The following is a 17,492-nucleotide window of genomic DNA, read 5'->3' as shown; positions in this document are numbered from 1 at the left end:
CCGGACGCGGTCACCTTCGCCAGTGCGCCGTCGTACATCGATCCCGCAGACGACCTCGCCGATGTTGTTCTCCACAGCGGTCGAGTCCCGTATCACAATGAGCGGTTGAGTCGTCGCGGGGCTCCGGGCGGCCAAGTCTTTGAGCCGTCCAACGGCGACAAGCTCACAGCCATACCCAGAGAACCCCTGGGTCCGCCGATCGCGCGTAAAGGCCGCTCGCTCTGTATACGCCGTCGCCACAGGTGGCTGATGAGCTGAGAGCACCACATGGTGCCTGCGCAGGGGAGTTCCAACCGACCGATACGATCCAGGCGCTACGTCAGAATATCCAGGCCAGATAGGCGAAAACGGCAATCCCCACCAGGGACGTCGCTGCCAGCCACTTCGTGAGGCGAGCGATCCATTTCCAGCGGAGTGCCTCAAAGATGTTTTGGAGCGGTGTCCCTCTTCGCGGAGAGATACCACTGGCCGCTACGGGCAACGCACCTGCGCCGATGAACAGCCCGAAGAAGGCCAGCGCGATACTTCCCGAAGCCGACCCGAAGCCCGCGACCACATATTGTCCGCCGCCGTAGCGGACCTGAAGGGTGTCACCCGGAGCTGCCTCCCGAGTGTCCACCCTGGCACTGGGATCGCTCGCTCGGGCACTCCCTGTGGCGACGTCCGGACGGAAGACCCCGTAGCAGTATGGCGAGCCGCGCCCCCCGCTACCTCCATGACACTCGCTGACCGTCATCGTGCCGCTCGACCCAGCGAACCCCATCGCGACGGCGCCCTGAGACAGGGAAATGCCGATGGTGATGAGAGCCGCCAGGATGGCGATAGCTCCGACAACATGTCCTCCGATGCTGGGCCGCAGCGGACGGCTGTCGAGGGTCAAGGTCCCCGTTGTTGGCATGGACACAGATGTTACCGACCCTCTGCCGACTTCCCGCCACATGGGCGAGTGGACGGCAGGTATGCAGGGGTCTTCGGCGGGAGAAGCGATGCAAGCGGGGCGTGAAACCCAGGTGCCGGTTCATGAAATTCGCATGGTTGACTCGGGCGCCTACCTGCTACCTGGGCGTTCGCCCGCGAGGGCGCGGATGTTCTGTTCACCCGTCTGCCCGCGGAGGAGGACACGCTGCATCGGCCGGCGCTCGTATCGGCCGCTGCTGACCGGTCCGGCCGTCCGCCGGTAGCTGACCCGTATGGCGGCAGTTCAGTCGCACGGTGTACCTCGGCTCCGTCCGAGGTCTCGCGTGTGCCCTCATGGGATGCGCCAGCTGTCTGGCTGTCTGCCGTCGATGTCGGTGAATCCGTATTCCCCCGCCATCTGAGCGGAGCTGACCGACCGCTGGTTCCATCGGTGCCGTTCAGGGTCCGCGGCCAAGGCTGCCGCCGCCCGGCCGACATAGCGTGGTGACTCCGACTGGGCGAACCCTGCCGGTGCGGACGGCAAGCCGTCGTCCCGGTGGGGATTCAGCGCCTCGCGCCAGTTCTCCTCGCGGACACCGAAGTTGTCCAGCATCATCTCCGAACGAAGCCAACCGGGCGTGAGGGCGACCGCGGTGGCTCCGAACGGCCGTAGTTCATGCCCTTGCGAAAACGCCAGCCGGTTCACCGCGGTCTTCACCAGGTCGTAGAACACCGAGATCCGGTACGACGACGCATTGAATTCCGTTGTGCCGTCGGTCACTTCGACGAGCAGTCCGCCTGGCTCCTCGATCAGCAGGGGGAGGAGGTGATGGGAGGTGATCAGGTGGGTGTCGAGGCCCAGCCGGAGAATGCGCAGGCCGTCATCGAGGCGGTGCTTCCAGATCGGCGTGTTCCAGTCCGCCGGCCCGCCTTTGAGGCGTTCCGCGCCCCAGATGTCGTTGATCAGGATGTCGATATGGCCGTGTTCGCCGCGAATGCGCTCGGCCAGGCGGTGAACCTGATCGGAATCGAGATGATCGACCTGGAATGCGATTCCGGTGCCGCCGAGTCGGGTGACCAGCTCCGCCGTCTCCTCGATCGTTTCCGGTCGGTCGTAGTCGGACCCTCCCGGGCCCGTCACGCTACTGCGTCCTGTGCAGATCACGGTCGCACCTGCTTCGCCCAGCGCGGCAGCGAAGCCACGTCCTGCGCCCCGTGTCGCGCCCGCTACGACAGCAACCTTCCCGCGCAACGCGTCAGGGTCTGGCAACCACACCATCTCTCGACTATCGCAGACCTCCCGCGAAGCGGTACGAGGCGCTCCGCGCGGTGTGTCAGCCGGTAATGGGCTGTCCCACCACCACGTGATGAGTCCGCGACGCCCGCGCCTGTGCCGCCTCCGGCGACAGCGACTCGCCCTTCGTGAAGGAGTCCGCGAATGCCGCCTCTCCCAGCGCGGCCGTCGCCGCGGCGGTGGTGCGGGTTGACGTCCGGGCGTTCCGCGGCCGGGAGCGGTGCGCCCGTGGCGGCGCGGGCGGCGGAGGCGGCGCCGAGGAGGAGCGCCGCGATCCCGGGGCGGCCCGCGAGGGCGTGGGCAGCGGCGAGACCCTCAAGGGCGAGGGCGACCGCTCGGGGGTCGCCGGTCGCCAGGGCCGTTGCGTAGCCCTCCTCATGGTGGGCCGGCGCACCCTGCGCGTCACCGCGGAGCTCCGCGATGAACCCGAGCTCCGCCAGGATCAGTGCGTTCGCCCCGTCGAGACCGACCTGGCGGTGCCATTCCAGGACCGTACGCATCCGGGCCGCGGCCTCGTCGAAAAGCCCCTCGCGGCGCGCGCCGAGACCGAGCCCCAGCTCCGCGTTGATCTCGCCCGCACGGAAGCCGAGTTCGGCGGCGAGGCGCCGGGACCGCTCGTGGTACTCCCGCGCCCTGCCGAGGTCACCGGTGAGCAGTGCCGTCCGCCCGAGTCCGGACAGCAGGTCCGCGGCCTGGGTGGAGAGGCCGAACTCCTCGGCGGTGTCCAGCCCGTCCTGCCGCAGCCGGGCCGCCCGCGCGTAGTCGCCGTGGATCTCGGCGACCGACGACAGCGGGTACACCGACCACAACTGCCCGCAGGCGTCCCCGACTTCCCCGACTTCCCCGACTTCCCTGAAGAGCTCCGCGCTGCGCCCCGCGTCCTTCTCCGTACCGGCCAGGTCGCCCCGCAGCAGCCGCTGTACGGACCGGTCGGCCGGCGCGGCCGCCTCGCCCCAGCGCTCGCCGAGCGCCCGGAAGCCGTCCAGCGACGCCTTGGTGAGCGCCTCGCCCTCCACGAGATCCCGCGTCCCGCACAGCGCGTGCGACAGGAACCACTGCGCCCATGCCGTCACCGCTGGTCATACGCGATGAGCGAGCGGGTGACAGGTGCACCGATCTTGTTGTTGTGCCAGATACCGGCGGCCAACGCGAGGACGCGCTGGGCGACCCGGATCGCGACGCCCTCGAAGGTCCGTCCGCCGAGTTGTTCCAGGTCGAGCTGACCTTTGAGGGTGTCGTTGACCGACTCGATCAGCTGGCGGACCTTCTTGAGCATCGGCTCGCCGTAGCGCTTCTTCTCACGCTTGAACGACGGTCGCAGCGGCTCGATGCCGAGCTGGGCGAGGTCCTTCTCGAACGCCTTCGAGGCGAAACCCTTGTCCGAGATGAGCAGGATGCCCTCGCGCGCGGAGACCAGGTCCGCGTCGACTTCGAGCATCGCGGCCAGGACCTCGCGCTCGCCGATCTTCGGGTTGGCAAGCGCCCACATGATCGGCATGCCGGTCGGTGTGCAGACCAGGTACAGGCGCAGGCCCCAGAAGAACCGGGAGGGGGAGGCGCAGTAGCCGTAGCCGGCCCAGCCCGCCAGGTCGGAGCGCTGGACGGTCGGGCGTGACATGCCGCACGGCACCGGGGTGGAGTCGGTGATCCACACGGTGTCCGTCCAGAAGTCGCTGTCCATGGCCAGCTCCCGGATCATGCGCTTGACCCGTGGCAGAGCCGCCCGCAGGCGCTTGTTGTACCCCGACTGCTGCGGCAGGTACGGGAACAGGCCGGCCAGGCGCTTGCGGGCGGACCGTAGCCACCGCGCCTCGGAGTGGTAGCCGAGCGGGGCCTGGGCCACCGCCAGGCAGACGAGTTCGGAGTCGTTGAGCAGGGGCGGGCGTCCCATCCATCGCGTTCCTCCGATCTCGTCGTCGATCTTCACATAGAGTGCGGTCAAGTGGGTCTCCAAGTCGGGCGTCACAACCGGATCTTGGAGGCCCTCGTCTGGTCCGCGGGCCCAAAGTCCTGAAGTTCCGGCCCAGCGCTCGAATGAACTCGTCCACGCGTTGACTGAACGGAGTCCAACCGCCATGCCGGACACAATCTCGGCCAACCTCGGCCCTCGTGAGGTCTTGGCCCGCTACCAGCGTGCGATGCTCGACAAGTCCGCGGACGACCTGGCCGATCTGTACGCGGTCGACGCCGTGCACGAGTTTCCTTTCCTCTTCCCTGGCATGCCTGAGTGCTACCAGGGACGCGAAGAGGTCCGCGCGGGCTATCGAGCGGCCTGGGACGCAAGCCCGGCGCAACCGCAGGAGATCCGCGAAGTCGTCGTGCATGAGAACACCGACCCGGAGGTGATCGTCGTCGAGCAGGTCGTCTCCGGGACCATGACCACGACCGGCCGGCCCTTCAGCTTCCCGGGCCTCCTCGTGATCAGGGTCCGGAACAGCCAGATCGTGCATGTCCGCGACTACATGGACGGGCTCGGCGTAGCTCACGCGATGGGCCGACTGACCGCCGTGGCCGCAAGCCTCAGCGACCGCTCCTGAGCCTCTGACATCGGACTCATTCGTCTAGGACTTGTCCGGTGCGGAGCCAGATGACGAGTGTTGCTGCGGTGGCCGTGCCGAGGAAGACGTAGCCGCGCTTGTCGTATCTGGTGGCCACCGCGCGGGACTGCCTGAGCCGGTTGATCGTTCGTTCGACGGTGTTGCGTTTCTTGTAGCGCTCTTCGTCGAAGCCGGGTGGCTGTCCACCGCGTGGGCCTTTGCGGAGGCGGGCGGCCTGGCTGTCGGTTTTCTCCGGGATGGTGTGCCGGATGCCGCGTCGCCGCAGGTACTGGCGGCACGGGCCGTTGCTGTATGCCTTGTCCGCGGCGAGGCTGTCGGGTTTCTTGCGTGGCCTGCCCGGCCCGGGTTTCGGGACGCGGATCTTCTCCAGGACGGGCTTGAACTGGGAGCAGTCCGCCCGCTGTCCCGGTGTGACGATCAGGAACGGAGGCTGGCAGCGGCCGTCCGCGCTCAGGTGGAATGTGCTCGTGAACCCACCGCGCGATCGGCCCAGGCCCTCACCTCCAGCACCACCTCCACCAGGCGCGCGTGCAGGCTCTGCCACGCGGCGTGCGGACGATGGCGGAGTCCACCGAGATGTCCCAGTCGATTTCACCCGCGGCATCGGCCGCGGCCTGGACCTGTTGCAGCAGTTGTTCCCACGTTCCGTCGGACGACCACAGCCGGTGCCGTTCCTGGACCGTCTGCCACGGCCCGAAACGTTCGGGCAGGTCACGCCACTGCACTCCGGTCCGCACCCGGTGCAGAATTCCGTCAATCACCTGCCGGTGGTCTCGCCAACGGCCACAACGCCTGTTGCTGACCGGCAGGAACGGCCGCAGCCGTTCCCACTCGGCATCACTCAGATCACCTCGCCCCATGCCCACATCAACGACCCGGGCATGGAGTAGTCGCATGATCGGCCGGACAAGTCCAGCTAGTCCTTGGACGGCCGGGGCGGGTGACCACACATGTCCTCGAATGACTCCCGCTCGTCCGAGGTGTAGTCCTCAGCCCCGTACGTGGTGCCGGAACACATCTGGTTCCGGTACATCTTGTAACTGTCCCGTGCGGTGACAGCCTGGACGATCTGAGCACATGCGATCGCGCCCATCAGGACCAGCGTCGTCAGGTACAAGAACGCGGCCAGTTTCCCCCGGATGACGGGGAACGTGATGGTGACGGACTTGGGTGTCTGCGGCGCGGGGTGGGCGATTGGTGGTATGCGCGGCGGCTCGGGAGTCTGTGTCATCGCTCAGCTCTTTGTATCTGAAGGGTGTCGCGCCCCGAGGCATCATAGGACATGCATCCTGCTCACCTCCGCCGGTGCCGTTCCTCCGTGGAGCGGGTACCCCATCAGCTCGTCTTGCTGCGGATGCCGGTAAGTGCCGAAGTGCGCCGGAGGCTCGGCCATACCCGGCGACATCGGGCGGCACGACTGTGTGTTGGCCTGTGATGGCTTGACGGTTCGCCGCCGTGTGCTGATGCGCGCGCACGATCGTGGAGTCCAGCGCGAAGTCCCAGTCGGCCTCACCCGCGGCGTCGACTTCGGCCTGGAACTGGTGGAGCAGACGTTCCCAGGTTCCGTCGGCCGACTACCGCCGGTGGCGCTCATGCCACAAACACCAAGTGCCCCGCCGTCATGGACTGTTGGGACACGATCCGGAGGCAGGCGGCGTGCCGGACGCGCCGCCTACGCCGTCGCCGCGGTCAACTCGCGTCCGTGCCGTCTCTGTTCTTCGGCACGGACGCCGCCCGGTTCTCGGGGTGCTGCGTCGGCCGCAAATTGATCGGCGTGGAGGCGGCGTTCTACGCGGCATGGGGAATCGTGCTGGTCACGGTCTTCTGGGCGGCAGTGATCGTCGCCCGTTTGCTCGACCTGTCGGCGCCGTGCACGCTCGCCGCGGCAGTCTCCGCCCTGGCGGCGCTGGCGGCCGAGTACGTAGTGCGCCCGGCCGTCACGGCGATTGCGCGGAGGGACGGCCACGGCTGAGGGATCCCGACTTCGATGAGTTCCTGCACGTGCCGGCCCGGCTCTCCGTCGTCGCGCTGCTGGCTCCGGCCGGCTGGGTGGATTTCGGCTTCGTGCGGGACACGGTGGGCACAAGCGACTCGGCCTTGTCCCAGCAGGCCGCCGCGTTGGCGGACGCCGGCTGTGTCGAGGTCCGCAAGACGCGGAGCCGCACGGGGCGGCACACCCACCTCCGCCTCACCACACGCGGGCGTCAGGCGTTTCCTCGGCATGCCTTGGCCCTGGAGCGGATCGTGGCGGTGGCGCGTGACCTCTGAGTCGGCTCACTGATCTGGAGGCGATGACGTCGCCGACACGCAGCGGCGGACCGCCAGTTGCACGATCACCGTAGTGCCCTGGGGCAGCAGTGGGTTTCGCCAGTCGGTTGCCTGGTCGGGCGCCGTGTTTCAGGTGCCCGACCAGGCACTCGCTCAGTTACAGGTACGGGCGGGTGATCAGCTCAATCGCGTGACCGGCGGGGTCCTTGAAGTACACCCCTCGACCGCCGTGTTCGTTGTTGATCTCGCCCGAGCGCCGCATCTGCGGATCGGCCCAGTGCTCGATGCCGCGATCATGCAGTCGCCGGTACGCCCGATCGAACAGCTCGTCATCGATCAGGAACGCGTAATGCTGCATCTGGATCTCCACCGGCGGCTCGGCGAACTGAAGCAGTACGCCATCGGGGAGCTGGATGTTGGTGAACGGGCCCCAGGACGGTGCTTCCGAAAGTTCCAACAGCTCGCGGAAGAAACGAGCCGAATCGCTGCGGTCCTTGGCGGCGATGATGGTGTGGTTGAACGTGACTGTCATGTGGTTGACCTCGCTGTTGTTCGGCACGACAAATGGACTCGTGGTGCACGAGCACTGGGAGGTCCGCGTGCCGAACTGGGGTGCCTTCTCCGCACCCACTGTGCGATCAGCCCTCCACCGGGTGGCCAATCTGTGTGTGGCGTAGCGCCGGTCCGGTGTTCACGTTGGGGACCTTACTTGATCTTGCTTTCCGCGACAACAGGACAGTGATCTGCTGCTTGTTGGCAGAGCATGTTCGTTCTGCGCGAGCACACTTCGCCGTCCATTCCGTAAGCGACGTTCGCCGCGCGCTGCAGGGGGATCACCCGACGCTCTGTCTCCGACCCGTACGGTCCAGCTTCGGGCAGTGCCACAACCCGCAGCGTCCGCGGTCGCTGATCTCCTCCCGTAGGAGTTTCCAACTCCGCGCGTGGTGGCGCTGGTTGAGGCTCCCCGAAACCAGTTGACTTCGTCCGCCAGTACCGCCCAGCGTGGGGCGGCGCATTTGATACGGCCTGTTGTGCCGCGACGGGCAGCCTCGTGGCGCAGTGGCAGACCTTCGTGTCACACGTCACACCCCACTGGGTCTTGGTGTTTCGCCCGACGGAAGGTCAGCGATGAGAGACTGTCAAAAACTCGAACAATTGAGTGATTAAGGGGCAGAACGTGAAGGTGACGATTTCGCCGCGGTTCTCCGAAGTCGATGTGCTCGGCCATGTCACAAACTCTGCAGTGCCGGTCTGGTTCGAGCATGGTCGGTTGCCAATTTTCCGACTGTTCAGCAAAGAAGCGAACATGCGCGACCTCGCGCTCATCCTGCGCCGGTACGAGATCGACTTCACCCGACAGATCTTCGCGTCCATCGACGTCATCGTCGAGACAAAGGTGGCGAAGATCGGCAACACCTCGATCGCTATCGAGCAGATCGCCACGCAGAATGGCGCCGAGGTCGCTCGCGGCACCTGCATCATGGTCCATTTCGACTACGAAAGGGAAACCACCACCAGCATCCCGGACCACCTACGAGCCGAACTGAGCGCGCTGTAGCACCAGAACCGATGTGCCGAACTGAGATTGGACTCTTGTCTTGAGTATCTCGCGCAACTCCTTGGTCGACCTTGACTCGTCCGAGTTCCTCGACAATTTTCAGCGCAGTATCGACGAGTTCGACAGCGCCCGACTTCCGCAGGAGCCGCTCTCCAGGGAAAGCCTGCGGAGGCTGGTCGACTTAGGCATCTACTTACCAGCCATTCCGCGCGAGTACGGAGGCCGGGAAAGCCACCAGGAGATGTGCGAGGTCATTGAAATCATGTCCGAGCGCAATCTGCCGCTCGGCATGTATACGATGATCGTGACCGTCCTCTTCCTTCGCAATGTGGCGGCCAGCGGTGATGACGCACTGAAGGAAGAGGTCTTCGACGACTTCGTCAACAACCCCGTCATCGGCGGTCTCGCCTTCACCGAACCGGGCAGCGGTTCGAACCTCGCGCGCATGCAGACGACTTACCACGACGAGGGTGACGCGTACCGGATCACCGGAACCAAGCACTGGCAGGCGTTCAGTGAGCAGGCGGACTGGTGGATCATCTGCGCCAGGCATCCAGAGCGCAAGGAGTTCGCCTACTTCGCCCACAAACGATCAGACGGCGGGTTCGTGACGACCGAGGTCTACGACAGCCTGGGGCTGAAGAACCTCGGATACGGACTGAATACCCTGGATCTGCGCGTGCCCCGCCACTACAGGCTCACCAAGAGCAGGGAGCGCCTGGGTGACGCCGCCGAGATCCTGTGCGCGTCCCGGTTCAGCAAAGCTGCCATGGCCAGTGGTTTCCTGCGTCGGTTGAACACAGAGGCCCTGCGTCAGGTCAGCACAAGGAAGATCGGTGACGGCACGCTGCACGACATCGACCACGTGCGGTACAAAGTCAATCGCATCAAGCAGAACTACGTTGTGTGCAACGCGCTGTACCGACAGCTGATGCTGGCGGAGAACTACTACACAGACCTGGAAAACAGCATGTTCGCCTCGCTGGCGACCAAGGTGCTGGCTTCCGAATTCATGCTGGAATCGGCTATCGACTACCAGCAACTGTGTGGCGGGGAAGGGTACCGGTTGGATGCGCCGGACAACATCGCTGCCTATGCCCTGCTCGACGCGCGCGTCTACACCGTTTTCGACGGAACAAATGACCTGCTGTGCCAGCATCTGGCGAATCTGTTCCTGCGTCAGTTCCAGCAGTCCGGGCTGCGATCGCCGCTGGAGTTCATCGGCCGGTTCGCCTATCTGGAAGACGCGTTCTTCCACCTCACCGACATCAACCTCAGCCACTTCGCCGGCGCGCCGTCCCAGGACAAGATCGTGATCCTGGGGCGCATCCTGTCCCGAATATACGGAATCAGCACGCTGGAGAAGTCGTCCCGATCGGCCACGCCCGGCACGCGGCTCGCCGTGGACGATGCCGACTACCCAAAGGCGATCGCGGTACTGAAGAACGAGATCGTCGCGCTGGTCAACGAGTACGAGTTGGCCGGCCGACTCGCCGGCACCCAGGCAGCGTCGGCTGCCATTCGTCCGCCCGCCGCCATGCTCACGGTCGACTCCAAGGTCGGCATGCACTAGTGGCCGGCGAGAAGAAGAATCTCAAGGTTTCGCTCATCGCGTTGGTGTTCGTCGTCATCTACGGATCAGGTTTTGTGGGCGGTCGATATGGCTTGCCCTATGTGGAGCCTTTCTACTACCTGGCGATCCGGTTCGGCGCGACCGCAGTTATCTTGTTCGCCCTCATCGTCTGCTTGAGGGTGGGCTGGCCACGCTCGGGCTATGTCCACCTCATCCTCAGCGGCATCCTGCTACAGGGTGTGTTCTCCGCCGGGGTGTTCTACGCGCTCTACCTCGGCATGACCCCCGCGGTTTCCGCACTGATCATCGCGCTGCAACCGATTCTGGTGTGGCTGATGGTCTCCGTCGTGACCGCGAGAAAGGTCCGGCTGCTGTCAGTGCTGGCCCTGATTGGCGGGGTGGTCGGTGTCGCCATCACGGTGTACCGGGGTCTGGAGTCGTCATCCGGGCTCACCCCGACCAACATCGCCTTTGGCTTCCTTGGATTGGTAGGACTGTCCACCGGACAGTTCTACTACCAGCTGAAGAACTCCGGCGCACACCTGTTGATCAATGGATTCGTTCAGTCTGGCTCGTCGGCCGTCGTCATGCTCGTCGGCGCACTGATCTTCGAGAGGGGCGTCATCCGGTGGACACCGGAGCTGCTGCTGTCGGAAGTGTGGATGTCGGTCGGCGTGTCGATCGGTGCACTCAGCTTGCTGTTCGTCTTGATGCGTTCGGAGAGCGCGGACCGGGTGGCGTCGTACTTCTACGGTGTACCGATCGCCGCGGGGCTGATCGCCTGGCCCATACTGGGCCAGCGCCCGACCGTGTCGGAGATCATCGGGTTCGCGGTCATCGTGATCTCGATCATCGTCTTCAACCGCAGTAGCAGAGCACCCCGCGCCGAACACGCACCTGCGGTGCCGGTCGACAACTCCGTGCCCGCGACAGACCGCCCCTGAGGAGAGTCGGGGACTGGCGCGGTGGCTGAGGCTCCGCTTCCAGTCCCCGTCGCGTGGGGATGGAGGGTGACCTGGCCGCGGCGGGGGCGCGGCCAGGTCAAAGTCCTCCCAGACGGTGAGAGCCGATGCCGCCGTCGGGCCGCAGGTTCTCGTCACTTGTGGTCGCGGAGGAAGGCGGGGATGTCATCGCGGGCGGGGTAGTCCGGCAAGGGCGCGGGTTTGTCCTGGAGGAACGCGGTGATGGTGGCGGCGGCCCGTTGGTTGTTGTCGTTGAGGCCGTTCCACATGTGATGTCCGACTCCGGGCATGTACTGGGTGCGCTGGATGGCGGGGTCGGCGGCGAGGGCGGCGGTTGCCCATTGCCGGACCTGGGAGGAGCACTCGGCGATCATCAGCATCGCGGGCGTCCGGGAGCGCATCAGTTGTGGGGCGATGGAGGGTGAGTCCTTGGTCGTCTTCTGGACGCGGAGGCTGGCGGCGGGACTGAAGGAGAAGTTCCGCGCGGTGTCCTCGACGGGAATGCGGTGCGCATCCCGCGCGCAGTAGGCGGATGCGGTGTCGCTGCCGAGATCGGCGGCGGCGAAGGCGTTGTCACCCTCGGCCTGTCCCACCAGCCCGCTGTTGGGGCTGAGGAGCCCGAGCTGCATGAGGCCGAACGCGACGGCGTAGCGCGGGATGCGCGTTGAGCGCGGTCCGGTCTTGGCCGGTGCGATGCCGCGCGCGGACGGTCGGCCCTTGTGCCCGGTGATCCGCGCGGTGGGGCCGTCCATCGGGCCGGGCTCGGCGAGGACCGCCCGGTGGACGTGTGCGGCGACGCGCGGGTCGGCCAGGGCCCGGGTGAGCACGACCGCGCCCGAGGAGAATCCCAGTACGTCGACCCCGCCCCCGCCCCTGCCCAGCCGGTCGACGAAGGCGCCGAGGTCACGGACCGACCTGGAGATTGTGTACTGGTCCATGGGAAGCAGATCGCTCCGTCCGCCGCCGGCCTGCTCGTAGGCGTAGACGTCGTAGCCCTGCCGCGCCAGGAGTTGCAGGAACCGGTGGTCGAGCACCGAGATACCGCGCACCGGCCCGCCGTTGAGGTACACGAGCGGAACGGGGTGCCGGGTGCCGGTGTTCGCGGGCGGGTAGTGGTACACCGCGACCCGGCTGCCCGTGGCCAGGCTCCAGTGCTGCGTGGCCACGAACGGCAGGGCAGATGGATGCCGTCGCGCTGTGGGCACGGTCGGGATGCAGACCGACGCCGTCAACGCCGCCGCGACGACCACGGGCAGGAACGGCACGAGCCGCGCCCGCCAGGCACGGCGCCGACCCCGCCACAGTGCGGCCACGATCGCGACCCCGAGGGTCGCCACCCACGCGGCGAGCCCCGAGCCCGCCCCGTCCGTGACGACGATCAGCGCCAGAAAGATGGCGACCAGTCCCACGACGGCGGCCGCAGCCCACAGCAGGCGACCAGCTAAGCGGACAGGCCGTATGACGGGTGATGGCATGACAGTCTCCCCACACAGTTTCAAAACAGCGTTTCAAAACGACGTTATCAGAGTGGGTAGGCTGGTCTTCGTGGGTAGGCCGAAAACGAATGACGCCGCCGTCAAAGAGCGGCTTGTGGCATGTGCGACCGAGATGCTCGCCACCGTTCCGCAGGAGTCGGTCACGGTCCGCGCCCTGGCCGCTGCCGCCGGGACGTCGACGGCGGCGGTGTACACGCTGTTCGGCGGTAAGGACGGGCTGGTCGGCGAGGTGCGCGACAGGGCGGTCGCGGGCCTGTTCCAGGACGTGTCGGCGGTTGCGACCTCCGACGACGCGCTCGCCGATCTTTACGCGCTGGCCGCCGCGTACCGGCGATGGGGAACCGAACACCGCCACCTCTACACGGTGCTGTTCGGTGGCGTGCAGTCCTTCGACCCGTCAGGCGCGGTCGGCACCCGCGACCCCGTCCGGCCGCTCCTCGCAGCGATCGACCGCGCCGTGGCGGACTCCGTCCTCGCAGGGGAGGCGACGATGATCGCCGTCTCGCTGTGGGTGACCTTGCACGGGCTCGTCACTCTCGAACTGGCCGGAGCCTTCGACGCCGCCACGGCCGAGACCGCGTTCCCCTCGACGATTCACGCCGCGCTGCGCGGCTGGGCGACCCCCGCGGTGTTCCGCAGCCTTCGGCATACCGACTCCGCGCCGTGACGGCGGCCGCGACCAACTTCCGCTCCCTGCCGTCCTGCGGAGCGGAGCCCCGGCGGCCGTGCCCGGCGCCGAGTTTCCGCGCCCGCTCGGCCCCGGCAGTGCGGAGCACCCTGGCGGCAGGGACGGCCGGTGCGGAGGGCCTGGGCGATGTGGAGATCCTTCCCTGTGTGGTGAGTGGTCGTTCCCCAACTGCCGTCGAGGCCGCATGAACGCGTCCGGCTCGCTCCCGGAGCGGACCCGGACCTGCTCAGACCAGCTTGGGCAGCAACAGCTCGACATCCTCCGCCGACAGCTCGATCCCGAAGACGTCGGCCAGTACCTTCGGCACCTCGTTCGGCTCCAGCTCACGGGTCTCCGGCGGTCCCGGCTCCCCCGGCCTGACGGTGGTGAGCAGACGGTTGTCCAGGAGGTGCAACCGGTCCGCGTGCACGCGCTGCACGAAGACGCGGTCGCTGAAGGGCGAGTGCGGGCTGCTGGCACCGAAGTGGTTCGACACCCGGAGGTCGGCGGGGTACTGCGGGTTGAGCGTGAAGGTGTACCGGATCATCCAGCCGTCGCCGGTGTTGTCGACCTGGCCGGCGCCCTCTCGCGTGGGCTGGTAGAGCGCCCAGCCATCGACGCCGGGCGTGACGTCCTCGCGCCGCAGCCGGTACGCCCACACGCCGTCCGTCGCGTCCGTCGCCTCGGTCAATTCGATGGGCTCCAGCGGGCCGGCCCCGAACCCGATGTCGCTCAGCCAGCGCCTCCCTTCCAGCTCCACGACCACCATGGCGTGCGACTCGGCCCTGACCTTGGTCTCGCCCATCTGCACCCGGCCCTGGATCACGAAGAAGCGGAAGCCGAGGCGTTCCAGGGCCGCCGCGTAGAGGGTGACGTGTTCGTAGCAGGTCCCGCCGCGCGGGTTGTCGATCAGCTTGGACCGGAGTGACGCGAGGTCGAGCGGGCGGTTCTTGCGCAGCACCGCCTCCAGATTCTCCCAGCGCACGGAGAGCACATGCGCCCGGTGCAGCGCACGCAGCGTCGCAAGGGAGGGGGAGTGGTCCCCCTCATATCCGAGGTGCGCCAGATAGGCGTCGAGGTCGAGTGCGTCGCCGTTCCACATGCGGAAGGTCTCCTCGTGTCATCACGTCAATTGTCGGAAAACGTACGACGTTTGGAGCGATCTTTCCCGCGGCGCTATTCCGTCCCGGCACTCGGCCTTTGGTCCTCGGACTCCGGTCCTAAGCCGTGCCTCGTCACTCAGGATCGATGACGAGTAGCGGCTGCCGGCACCAGCCGATGAACTGCCGCCGGAACGAGGGCCCGACCATCCCCGGCCGGGGCCTTCGTTGGCCACATACGCTCCTTCACGATGAAGCGGCGTGACAGTCACGTTGCCTACAGGCCAGCAGAGCTCCACTTTCGCAACAGGCCTGGATGAGTGAGTCCGATGTTCTTGGACGTCATCTCATGTGGCTGACTCGGTAGGCCGGCGGTCGTGGTGGGAATCGTTGAGCGCGTTCCGCCATCGTCGGCAGCAGGAGCGGCCCCGCTCGCTTGGTGCGGCGCTGGACGAGGGCGGTCTCCACCCGACCGATGCCCGGCAGGGCGGCCAACTCGCCGGCCAGGTAGTCGTACAGGGCGCCGGTGTCACGGCACTGGACCATGGCGAAGACCGACGCCCGGCCTGTCGTGACGGCGGCGAAGGCGACCGCGGCGTGCCGTGACAGCGCCTCCGTTACCTCGCCCAGCGCGGCCGGCGCCACCTCCAGCCACAGCAGCGCCTCCACCGGGAAGCCGAAGTGGGACGGGCTCACGTCCACCTCGAAGTGCAGCACGCCGGCGGCCCGCAGCCCGGCGACGCGTCGGCGCACGGTCGAGGCCGACCACCCGGTGACGGCCGCCAGCTGCGCCACGTCCGCCCGGCCGTCCAGGGCAAGTTCGCCCGCCAGTCGCGCCTCCGCCTCGCCCCAGCCCGATGCCTCGGCAAGGACTTCCGGGCCGTCCGGTGACTCCGGCGTGGGGCCGAGGAGGGCCGCCTGCTCGGACGCGTCCAGTGCGCTCGTCCGGCCTGCCCAGCCACCGACCCCGGCGACCGGGCGCAGCACGCAGCCCGCCTCGACGTCTCGCATGCCCGGGGTCCGGAGCAGGTGGTCGAAGAGCGGTCGTCCGCCGTCCGATCCCGCGCCAGGGGTGCGGACCATGCAGGTCAGCCGCGTCCCGCCGGCCAGCGGGGCGATCCACGAGGTGTCGTCCCGCTGAGCGAGGGCGGCGGTCAGCGCGTCGGTGGCGTCCGGCGTGCAGTCGATGCGGACGAACCAGTCGAGCATGCCGATCCGCCGACTGTCGACGAGCCCGACCACCCGGACCACCAGGGCCGACCGCAGCCGGTGGTAGCGGCGCGCGACGGTGCGCTCCGGGGCCCCGAGCACGGTGGCGATCCTGCTGAACGAGGCGCGCCCGTCGATCTGGAGGGCATGGATCAGACGACGGTCCAGCGCGTCGAGCGTGACGGATTGCGTCACCAGATCCCCTCCCAATGTCTGATCGTGTCCATCCCGGCGACTTTACAGCGCGCACGGGAGCGCCGGGCAGGACGCTGGCGGCGACCACCACAGAAAGGCAGACCATGTTGACCGTCCTTCCCATCAGGTACGTGGCCGACGTCGAGGCGTCCCGGGACTTCTACGCCGGGCTGGGGCTCGCCGTCCGGCAGGAGCCCGGCGCGGCCGTCTGGGTCCGGCTGACTGCCGCCGCGGGCGCCGTCGGCGTCCACGCCGCCGCCGTCTCGCAGGGTCGGCCACCCGGCACCACCGAACTGGGCTTCGCGACGGACAAGCCGCTGGAGGAGGTCGCGCAGCGGCTCGAACGCAACGGCTATCCGTACGAGCTCGTCGAGGAGAACTTCGGCCGCAGCATCCGGGTCACCGACCCGGACGGGGTCGTCGTGCAGATCCAGCGCATCGACCCGGACACCGTCCGCAGGTCGGCCGCGGCCGTGGCCGGCGACTCCGCCTGACCGGCAGGCGCGGAGAAGCACCCGGCCCGCCCGTCCCCGCATTCCCAAGAGATCCCTCACAACATCCCTCACAACATCCCTCACCACATCCGTCACGGCAGGAAGATCCGAACATGGAACCGCTCGTCGCACTCGTCGCCGTCACAGGCCTGCTGCTGCTCGCCGGGGCGCTCGGGGCCGTACGGCTCCGTCGGCCGACCGCCGCCCTGCGGGGCGGCCTGGCGGCCATGTTCACGCTCACTGCGGGCGCGCACTTCGTCGGGATGCGCGAGGAGCTCGTCGCCATGGTGCCGCCCGCCCTGCCGGCCCCGGGCCTGCTCGTCACACTGACCGGCATCGCCGAACTCGCCTGTGCGCTCGGGCTGCTGTGGTCGCGGACCGCCCGGGGCTCGGCCGCCGTGCTCAGCGCGATGCTGGTCGTGATGTACCCCGCAAACGTGTACGCCGCCGGCGGCGATGTGCCCTGGTGGGACCAGCTCGGCCCCCGGACGGCCATGCAGTGCGTCTTCCTCGCGGCCACCGTCACCGTGCTGGTCCGCCACGGCCGGGCGGTTGCGGGGACCTCTGCGGAGCCGTCGCTCAGTTCCCTGCCGCCGCGACCGTCGTCGGGGCAAGGCCGATGACCTCGGCGATCCGTGATCCGGACCCGAGTGAGACCGGGCTCCATCCGCCGCGCGAGCGCCCGGGCGCGTGATCGTCTGGCTCGCCCTGGGCGGGGCGATCCCGCCGGGCGCCGGCGGCGTTGTCGTGCGCCTGGGTGACCGTGGAGTCGACCGAGACCTCCCATGTGATCGCCCCGCGGGCATCCGCCCGTGCCTGCAGCGCGGTGACCAGCTTCGCCCACACCCCGGCCAGCTGCCAGGACGGCGCCCGCTTTGGTCTGACCGACGCTCAGTGGGCGGTGCTCGAACCGCTGCTGCCGGTCGGGGCGGGGCCGGGCCGGCCGCCGGTTGACCCGCGGCGGCGTTGGGTCGACGGGGTGCGTCGCATCGAGGGGGACGACCCAGTGGATGTGCCGTTCGGGCAGATGGAAGCGGATCGCGCGCGATGAGCGCGTCCGATCCGGGATCGCTGTCTCGGGCCTGGTGTTAGGGGAGCCGGGCGGGGTGTGAGGCACTCGGAGTGCGGCCGTTACGGCGGTGAACGCGGGCGCCTCGCCGGCCTGTCCAGCGGTGACTGTGATCGCCAAGGGCCGGGCGCAGGCGTCGCCGGCGAGGTGGA

The 17,492-nt window shown here is 67.8% G+C and carries 20 protein-coding genes and 1 pseudogene; 10 read left to right on the top strand and 11 right to left on the bottom strand.

Features of this window, described 5'->3' with window-relative positions:
• Positions 1–319 precede the first annotated feature (319 nt).
• The 4 genes from AB0D04_RS06210 to AB0D04_RS06195 all read right to left on the bottom strand — a co-directional run bounded on the left by AB0D04_RS06210 (position 320) and on the right by AB0D04_RS06195 (position 4,157).
• On the bottom strand, positions 320–619 hold the full coding sequence (locus tag AB0D04_RS06210) for a hypothetical protein (RefSeq protein ID WP_362699884.1): 300 nt from the start codon (positions 617–619) through the stop codon (positions 320–322).
• 630 nt (positions 620–1,249) lie between these two features.
• The gene (locus AB0D04_RS06205) at positions 1,250–2,176 is read right to left on the bottom strand and encodes an SDR family oxidoreductase (protein ID WP_362699882.1); all 927 of its coding nucleotides are present in this window, start codon (positions 2,174–2,176) and stop codon (positions 1,250–1,252) included.
• Positions 2,125–3,264 carry a hypothetical protein gene (locus tag AB0D04_RS06200; protein WP_362699880.1) on the bottom strand — a complete coding sequence of 380 codons (1,140 nt, stop codon included), beginning with the start codon at positions 3,262–3,264 and terminating at the stop codon, positions 2,125–2,127. Before AB0D04_RS06200 ends, AB0D04_RS06205 begins: the two co-directional genes overlap by 52 nt.
• Positions 3,261–4,157: an IS982 family transposase gene (locus AB0D04_RS06195; protein ID WP_362699878.1), complete on the bottom strand. Its 897-nt coding sequence runs from the start codon at positions 4,155–4,157 to the stop codon at positions 3,261–3,263. Before AB0D04_RS06195 ends, AB0D04_RS06200 begins: the two co-directional genes overlap by 4 nt.
• 109 nt (positions 4,158–4,266) lie before the next feature.
• Between AB0D04_RS06195 and AB0D04_RS06190 the strand changes: the two genes are divergently transcribed.
• Positions 4,267–4,728, top strand: coding sequence for a nuclear transport factor 2 family protein (locus AB0D04_RS06190; protein ID WP_362699877.1), 462 nt, complete (start codon positions 4,267–4,269; stop codon positions 4,726–4,728).
• A 16-nt stretch (positions 4,729–4,744) separates the two neighbouring features.
• On the opposite strand, the gene AB0D04_RS06185 is transcribed toward AB0D04_RS06190, so the two are convergent.
• Both AB0D04_RS06185 and AB0D04_RS06180 read right to left on the bottom strand, forming a co-directional pair.
• Positions 4,745–5,609 (bottom strand): IS5 family transposase gene (locus AB0D04_RS06185; protein ID WP_362699875.1). Its coding sequence is split into 2 segments (ribosomal slippage): positions 4,745–5,272 and positions 5,274–5,609, totalling 864 coding nucleotides; the frame shifts between segments, so codons are not numbered across the junction.
• A 56-nt stretch (positions 5,610–5,665) separates the two neighbouring features.
• A complete protein-coding gene (locus AB0D04_RS06180; RefSeq protein ID WP_362699873.1) occupies positions 5,666–5,980 on the bottom strand; it encodes a hypothetical protein in 315 nt (104 codons plus the stop codon).
• Between the two features lie 471 nt (positions 5,981–6,451).
• Here AB0D04_RS06180 and AB0D04_RS06175 point away from each other — a divergent pair, with 471 nt between their 5' ends.
• Both AB0D04_RS06175 and AB0D04_RS06170 read left to right on the top strand, forming a co-directional pair.
• Positions 6,452–6,721 carry a hypothetical protein gene (locus AB0D04_RS06175; protein ID WP_362699871.1) on the top strand — a complete coding sequence of 90 codons (270 nt, stop codon included), beginning with the start codon at positions 6,452–6,454 and terminating at the stop codon, positions 6,719–6,721.
• Positions 6,718–7,017 carry a transcriptional regulator gene (locus tag AB0D04_RS06170; RefSeq protein WP_362699918.1) on the top strand — a complete coding sequence of 100 codons (300 nt, stop codon included), beginning with the start codon at positions 6,718–6,720 and terminating at the stop codon, positions 7,015–7,017. Before AB0D04_RS06175 ends, AB0D04_RS06170 begins: the two co-directional genes overlap by 4 nt.
• Positions 7,018–7,174: 157 nt before the next feature.
• Here AB0D04_RS06170 and AB0D04_RS06165 read toward each other — a convergent pair whose 3' ends face one another.
• On the bottom strand, positions 7,175–7,549 hold the full coding sequence (locus AB0D04_RS06165; RefSeq protein WP_362699916.1) for a VOC family protein: 375 nt from the start codon (positions 7,547–7,549) through the stop codon (positions 7,175–7,177).
• A 645-nt stretch (positions 7,550–8,194) separates the two neighbouring features.
• Here AB0D04_RS06165 and AB0D04_RS06160 point away from each other — a divergent pair.
• Genes AB0D04_RS06160 through AB0D04_RS06150 form a run of 3 tightly spaced genes read left to right on the top strand, consistent with a single transcriptional unit; the run spans position 8,195 to position 11,092 of the window.
• Positions 8,195–8,575, top strand: a complete 381-nt coding sequence (locus AB0D04_RS06160) for a thioesterase family protein (protein WP_362699869.1) — start codon at positions 8,195–8,197, stop codon at positions 8,573–8,575.
• A gap of 40 nt (positions 8,576–8,615) precedes the next feature.
• On the top strand, positions 8,616–10,148 hold the full coding sequence (locus AB0D04_RS06155) for an acyl-CoA dehydrogenase family protein (RefSeq protein ID WP_362699868.1): 1,533 nt from the start codon (positions 8,616–8,618) through the stop codon (positions 10,146–10,148).
• Positions 10,148–11,092 carry a DMT family transporter gene (locus AB0D04_RS06150; protein ID WP_362699866.1) on the top strand — a complete coding sequence of 315 codons (945 nt, stop codon included), beginning with the start codon at positions 10,148–10,150 and terminating at the stop codon, positions 11,090–11,092. Before AB0D04_RS06155 ends, AB0D04_RS06150 begins: the two co-directional genes overlap by 1 nt.
• A gap of 152 nt (positions 11,093–11,244) precedes the next feature.
• Here AB0D04_RS06150 and AB0D04_RS06145 read toward each other — a convergent pair whose 3' ends face one another.
• Entirely contained in the window at positions 11,245–12,585 is a 1,341-nt protein-coding gene (locus AB0D04_RS06145) for an alpha/beta fold hydrolase (protein WP_362699864.1), read from the bottom strand.
• A 70-nt stretch (positions 12,586–12,655) separates the two neighbouring features.
• Here AB0D04_RS06145 and AB0D04_RS06140 point away from each other — a divergent pair, with 70 nt between their 5' ends.
• Positions 12,656–13,273 carry a TetR-like C-terminal domain-containing protein gene (locus tag AB0D04_RS06140; RefSeq protein ID WP_362699862.1) on the top strand — a complete coding sequence of 206 codons (618 nt, stop codon included), beginning with the start codon at positions 12,656–12,658 and terminating at the stop codon, positions 13,271–13,273.
• Positions 13,274–13,520: 247 nt separating this feature from the next.
• On the opposite strand, the gene AB0D04_RS06135 is transcribed toward AB0D04_RS06140, so the two are convergent.
• Both AB0D04_RS06135 and AB0D04_RS06130 read right to left on the bottom strand, forming a co-directional pair.
• A complete protein-coding gene (locus AB0D04_RS06135) occupies positions 13,521–14,375 on the bottom strand; it encodes an arylamine N-acetyltransferase (RefSeq protein ID WP_362699860.1) in 855 nt (284 codons plus the stop codon).
• A gap of 340 nt (positions 14,376–14,715) precedes the next feature.
• Entirely contained in the window at positions 14,716–15,777 is a 1,062-nt protein-coding gene (locus tag AB0D04_RS06130; RefSeq protein WP_362699858.1) for an AsnC family transcriptional regulator, read from the bottom strand.
• 104 nt (positions 15,778–15,881) lie between these two features.
• Between AB0D04_RS06130 and AB0D04_RS06125 the strand changes: the two genes are divergently transcribed.
• Positions 15,882–16,271, top strand: a complete 390-nt coding sequence (locus AB0D04_RS06125; RefSeq protein WP_362699856.1) for a VOC family protein — start codon at positions 15,882–15,884, stop codon at positions 16,269–16,271.
• 113 nt (positions 16,272–16,384) lie between these two features.
• Entirely contained in the window at positions 16,385–16,894 is a 510-nt protein-coding gene (locus AB0D04_RS06120; protein WP_362699854.1) for a hypothetical protein, read from the top strand.
• A gap of 43 nt (positions 16,895–16,937) precedes the next feature.
• Here AB0D04_RS06120 and AB0D04_RS06115 read toward each other — a convergent pair.
• Positions 16,938–17,051, bottom strand: a pseudogene (locus AB0D04_RS06115) (IS5/IS1182 family transposase); the annotation flags it as partial.
• On the opposite strand from AB0D04_RS06115, the gene AB0D04_RS06110 reads away from it, so the two are divergent.
• The gene (locus AB0D04_RS06110) at positions 17,029–17,322 is read left to right on the top strand and encodes a transposase (RefSeq protein WP_362699926.1); all 294 of its coding nucleotides are present in this window, start codon (positions 17,029–17,031) and stop codon (positions 17,320–17,322) included. The pseudogene AB0D04_RS06115 and the gene AB0D04_RS06110 sit on opposite strands and share 23 nt — an antisense overlap.
• The last annotated feature ends 170 nt before the right edge of the window (positions 17,323–17,492 follow it).

The sequence above is a fragment of the Streptomyces sp. NPDC048483 genome (assembly GCF_040651455.1).
Classification (GTDB): Bacteria; Actinomycetota; Actinomycetes; order Streptomycetales; family Streptomycetaceae; genus Streptomyces.
Note: the sequence above shows the minus strand (reverse complement) of the source record. Positions and strands in the feature narration are given on the sequence as shown.

What these genes read in the sequence shown, in the direction of transcription:
- AB0D04_RS06125 (WP_362699856.1), top strand. Translation starts at nt 15,882, where the DNA reads ATGTTGACCGTCCTTCCCATCAGGTACGTGGCCGACGTCGAGGCGTCC.
- AB0D04_RS06165 (WP_362699916.1), bottom strand. Translation starts at nt 7,549, where the DNA reads ATGACAGTCACGTTCAACCACACCATCATCGCCGCCAAGGACCGCAGC.
- AB0D04_RS06145 (WP_362699864.1), bottom strand. Translation starts at nt 12,585, where the DNA reads ATGCCATCACCCGTCATACGGCCTGTCCGCTTAGCTGGTCGCCTGCTG.
- AB0D04_RS06120 (WP_362699854.1), top strand. Translation starts at nt 16,385, where the DNA reads ATGGAACCGCTCGTCGCACTCGTCGCCGTCACAGGCCTGCTGCTGCTC.
- AB0D04_RS06190 (WP_362699877.1), top strand. Translation starts at nt 4,267, where the DNA reads ATGCCGGACACAATCTCGGCCAACCTCGGCCCTCGTGAGGTCTTGGCC.
- AB0D04_RS06135 (WP_362699860.1), bottom strand. Translation starts at nt 14,375, where the DNA reads ATGTGGAACGGCGACGCACTCGACCTCGACGCCTATCTGGCGCACCTC.
- AB0D04_RS06205 (WP_362699882.1), bottom strand. Translation starts at nt 2,176, where the DNA reads ATGGTGTGGTTGCCAGACCCTGACGCGTTGCGCGGGAAGGTTGCTGTC.
- AB0D04_RS06180 (WP_362699873.1), bottom strand. Translation starts at nt 5,980, where the DNA reads ATGACACAGACTCCCGAGCCGCCGCGCATACCACCAATCGCCCACCCC.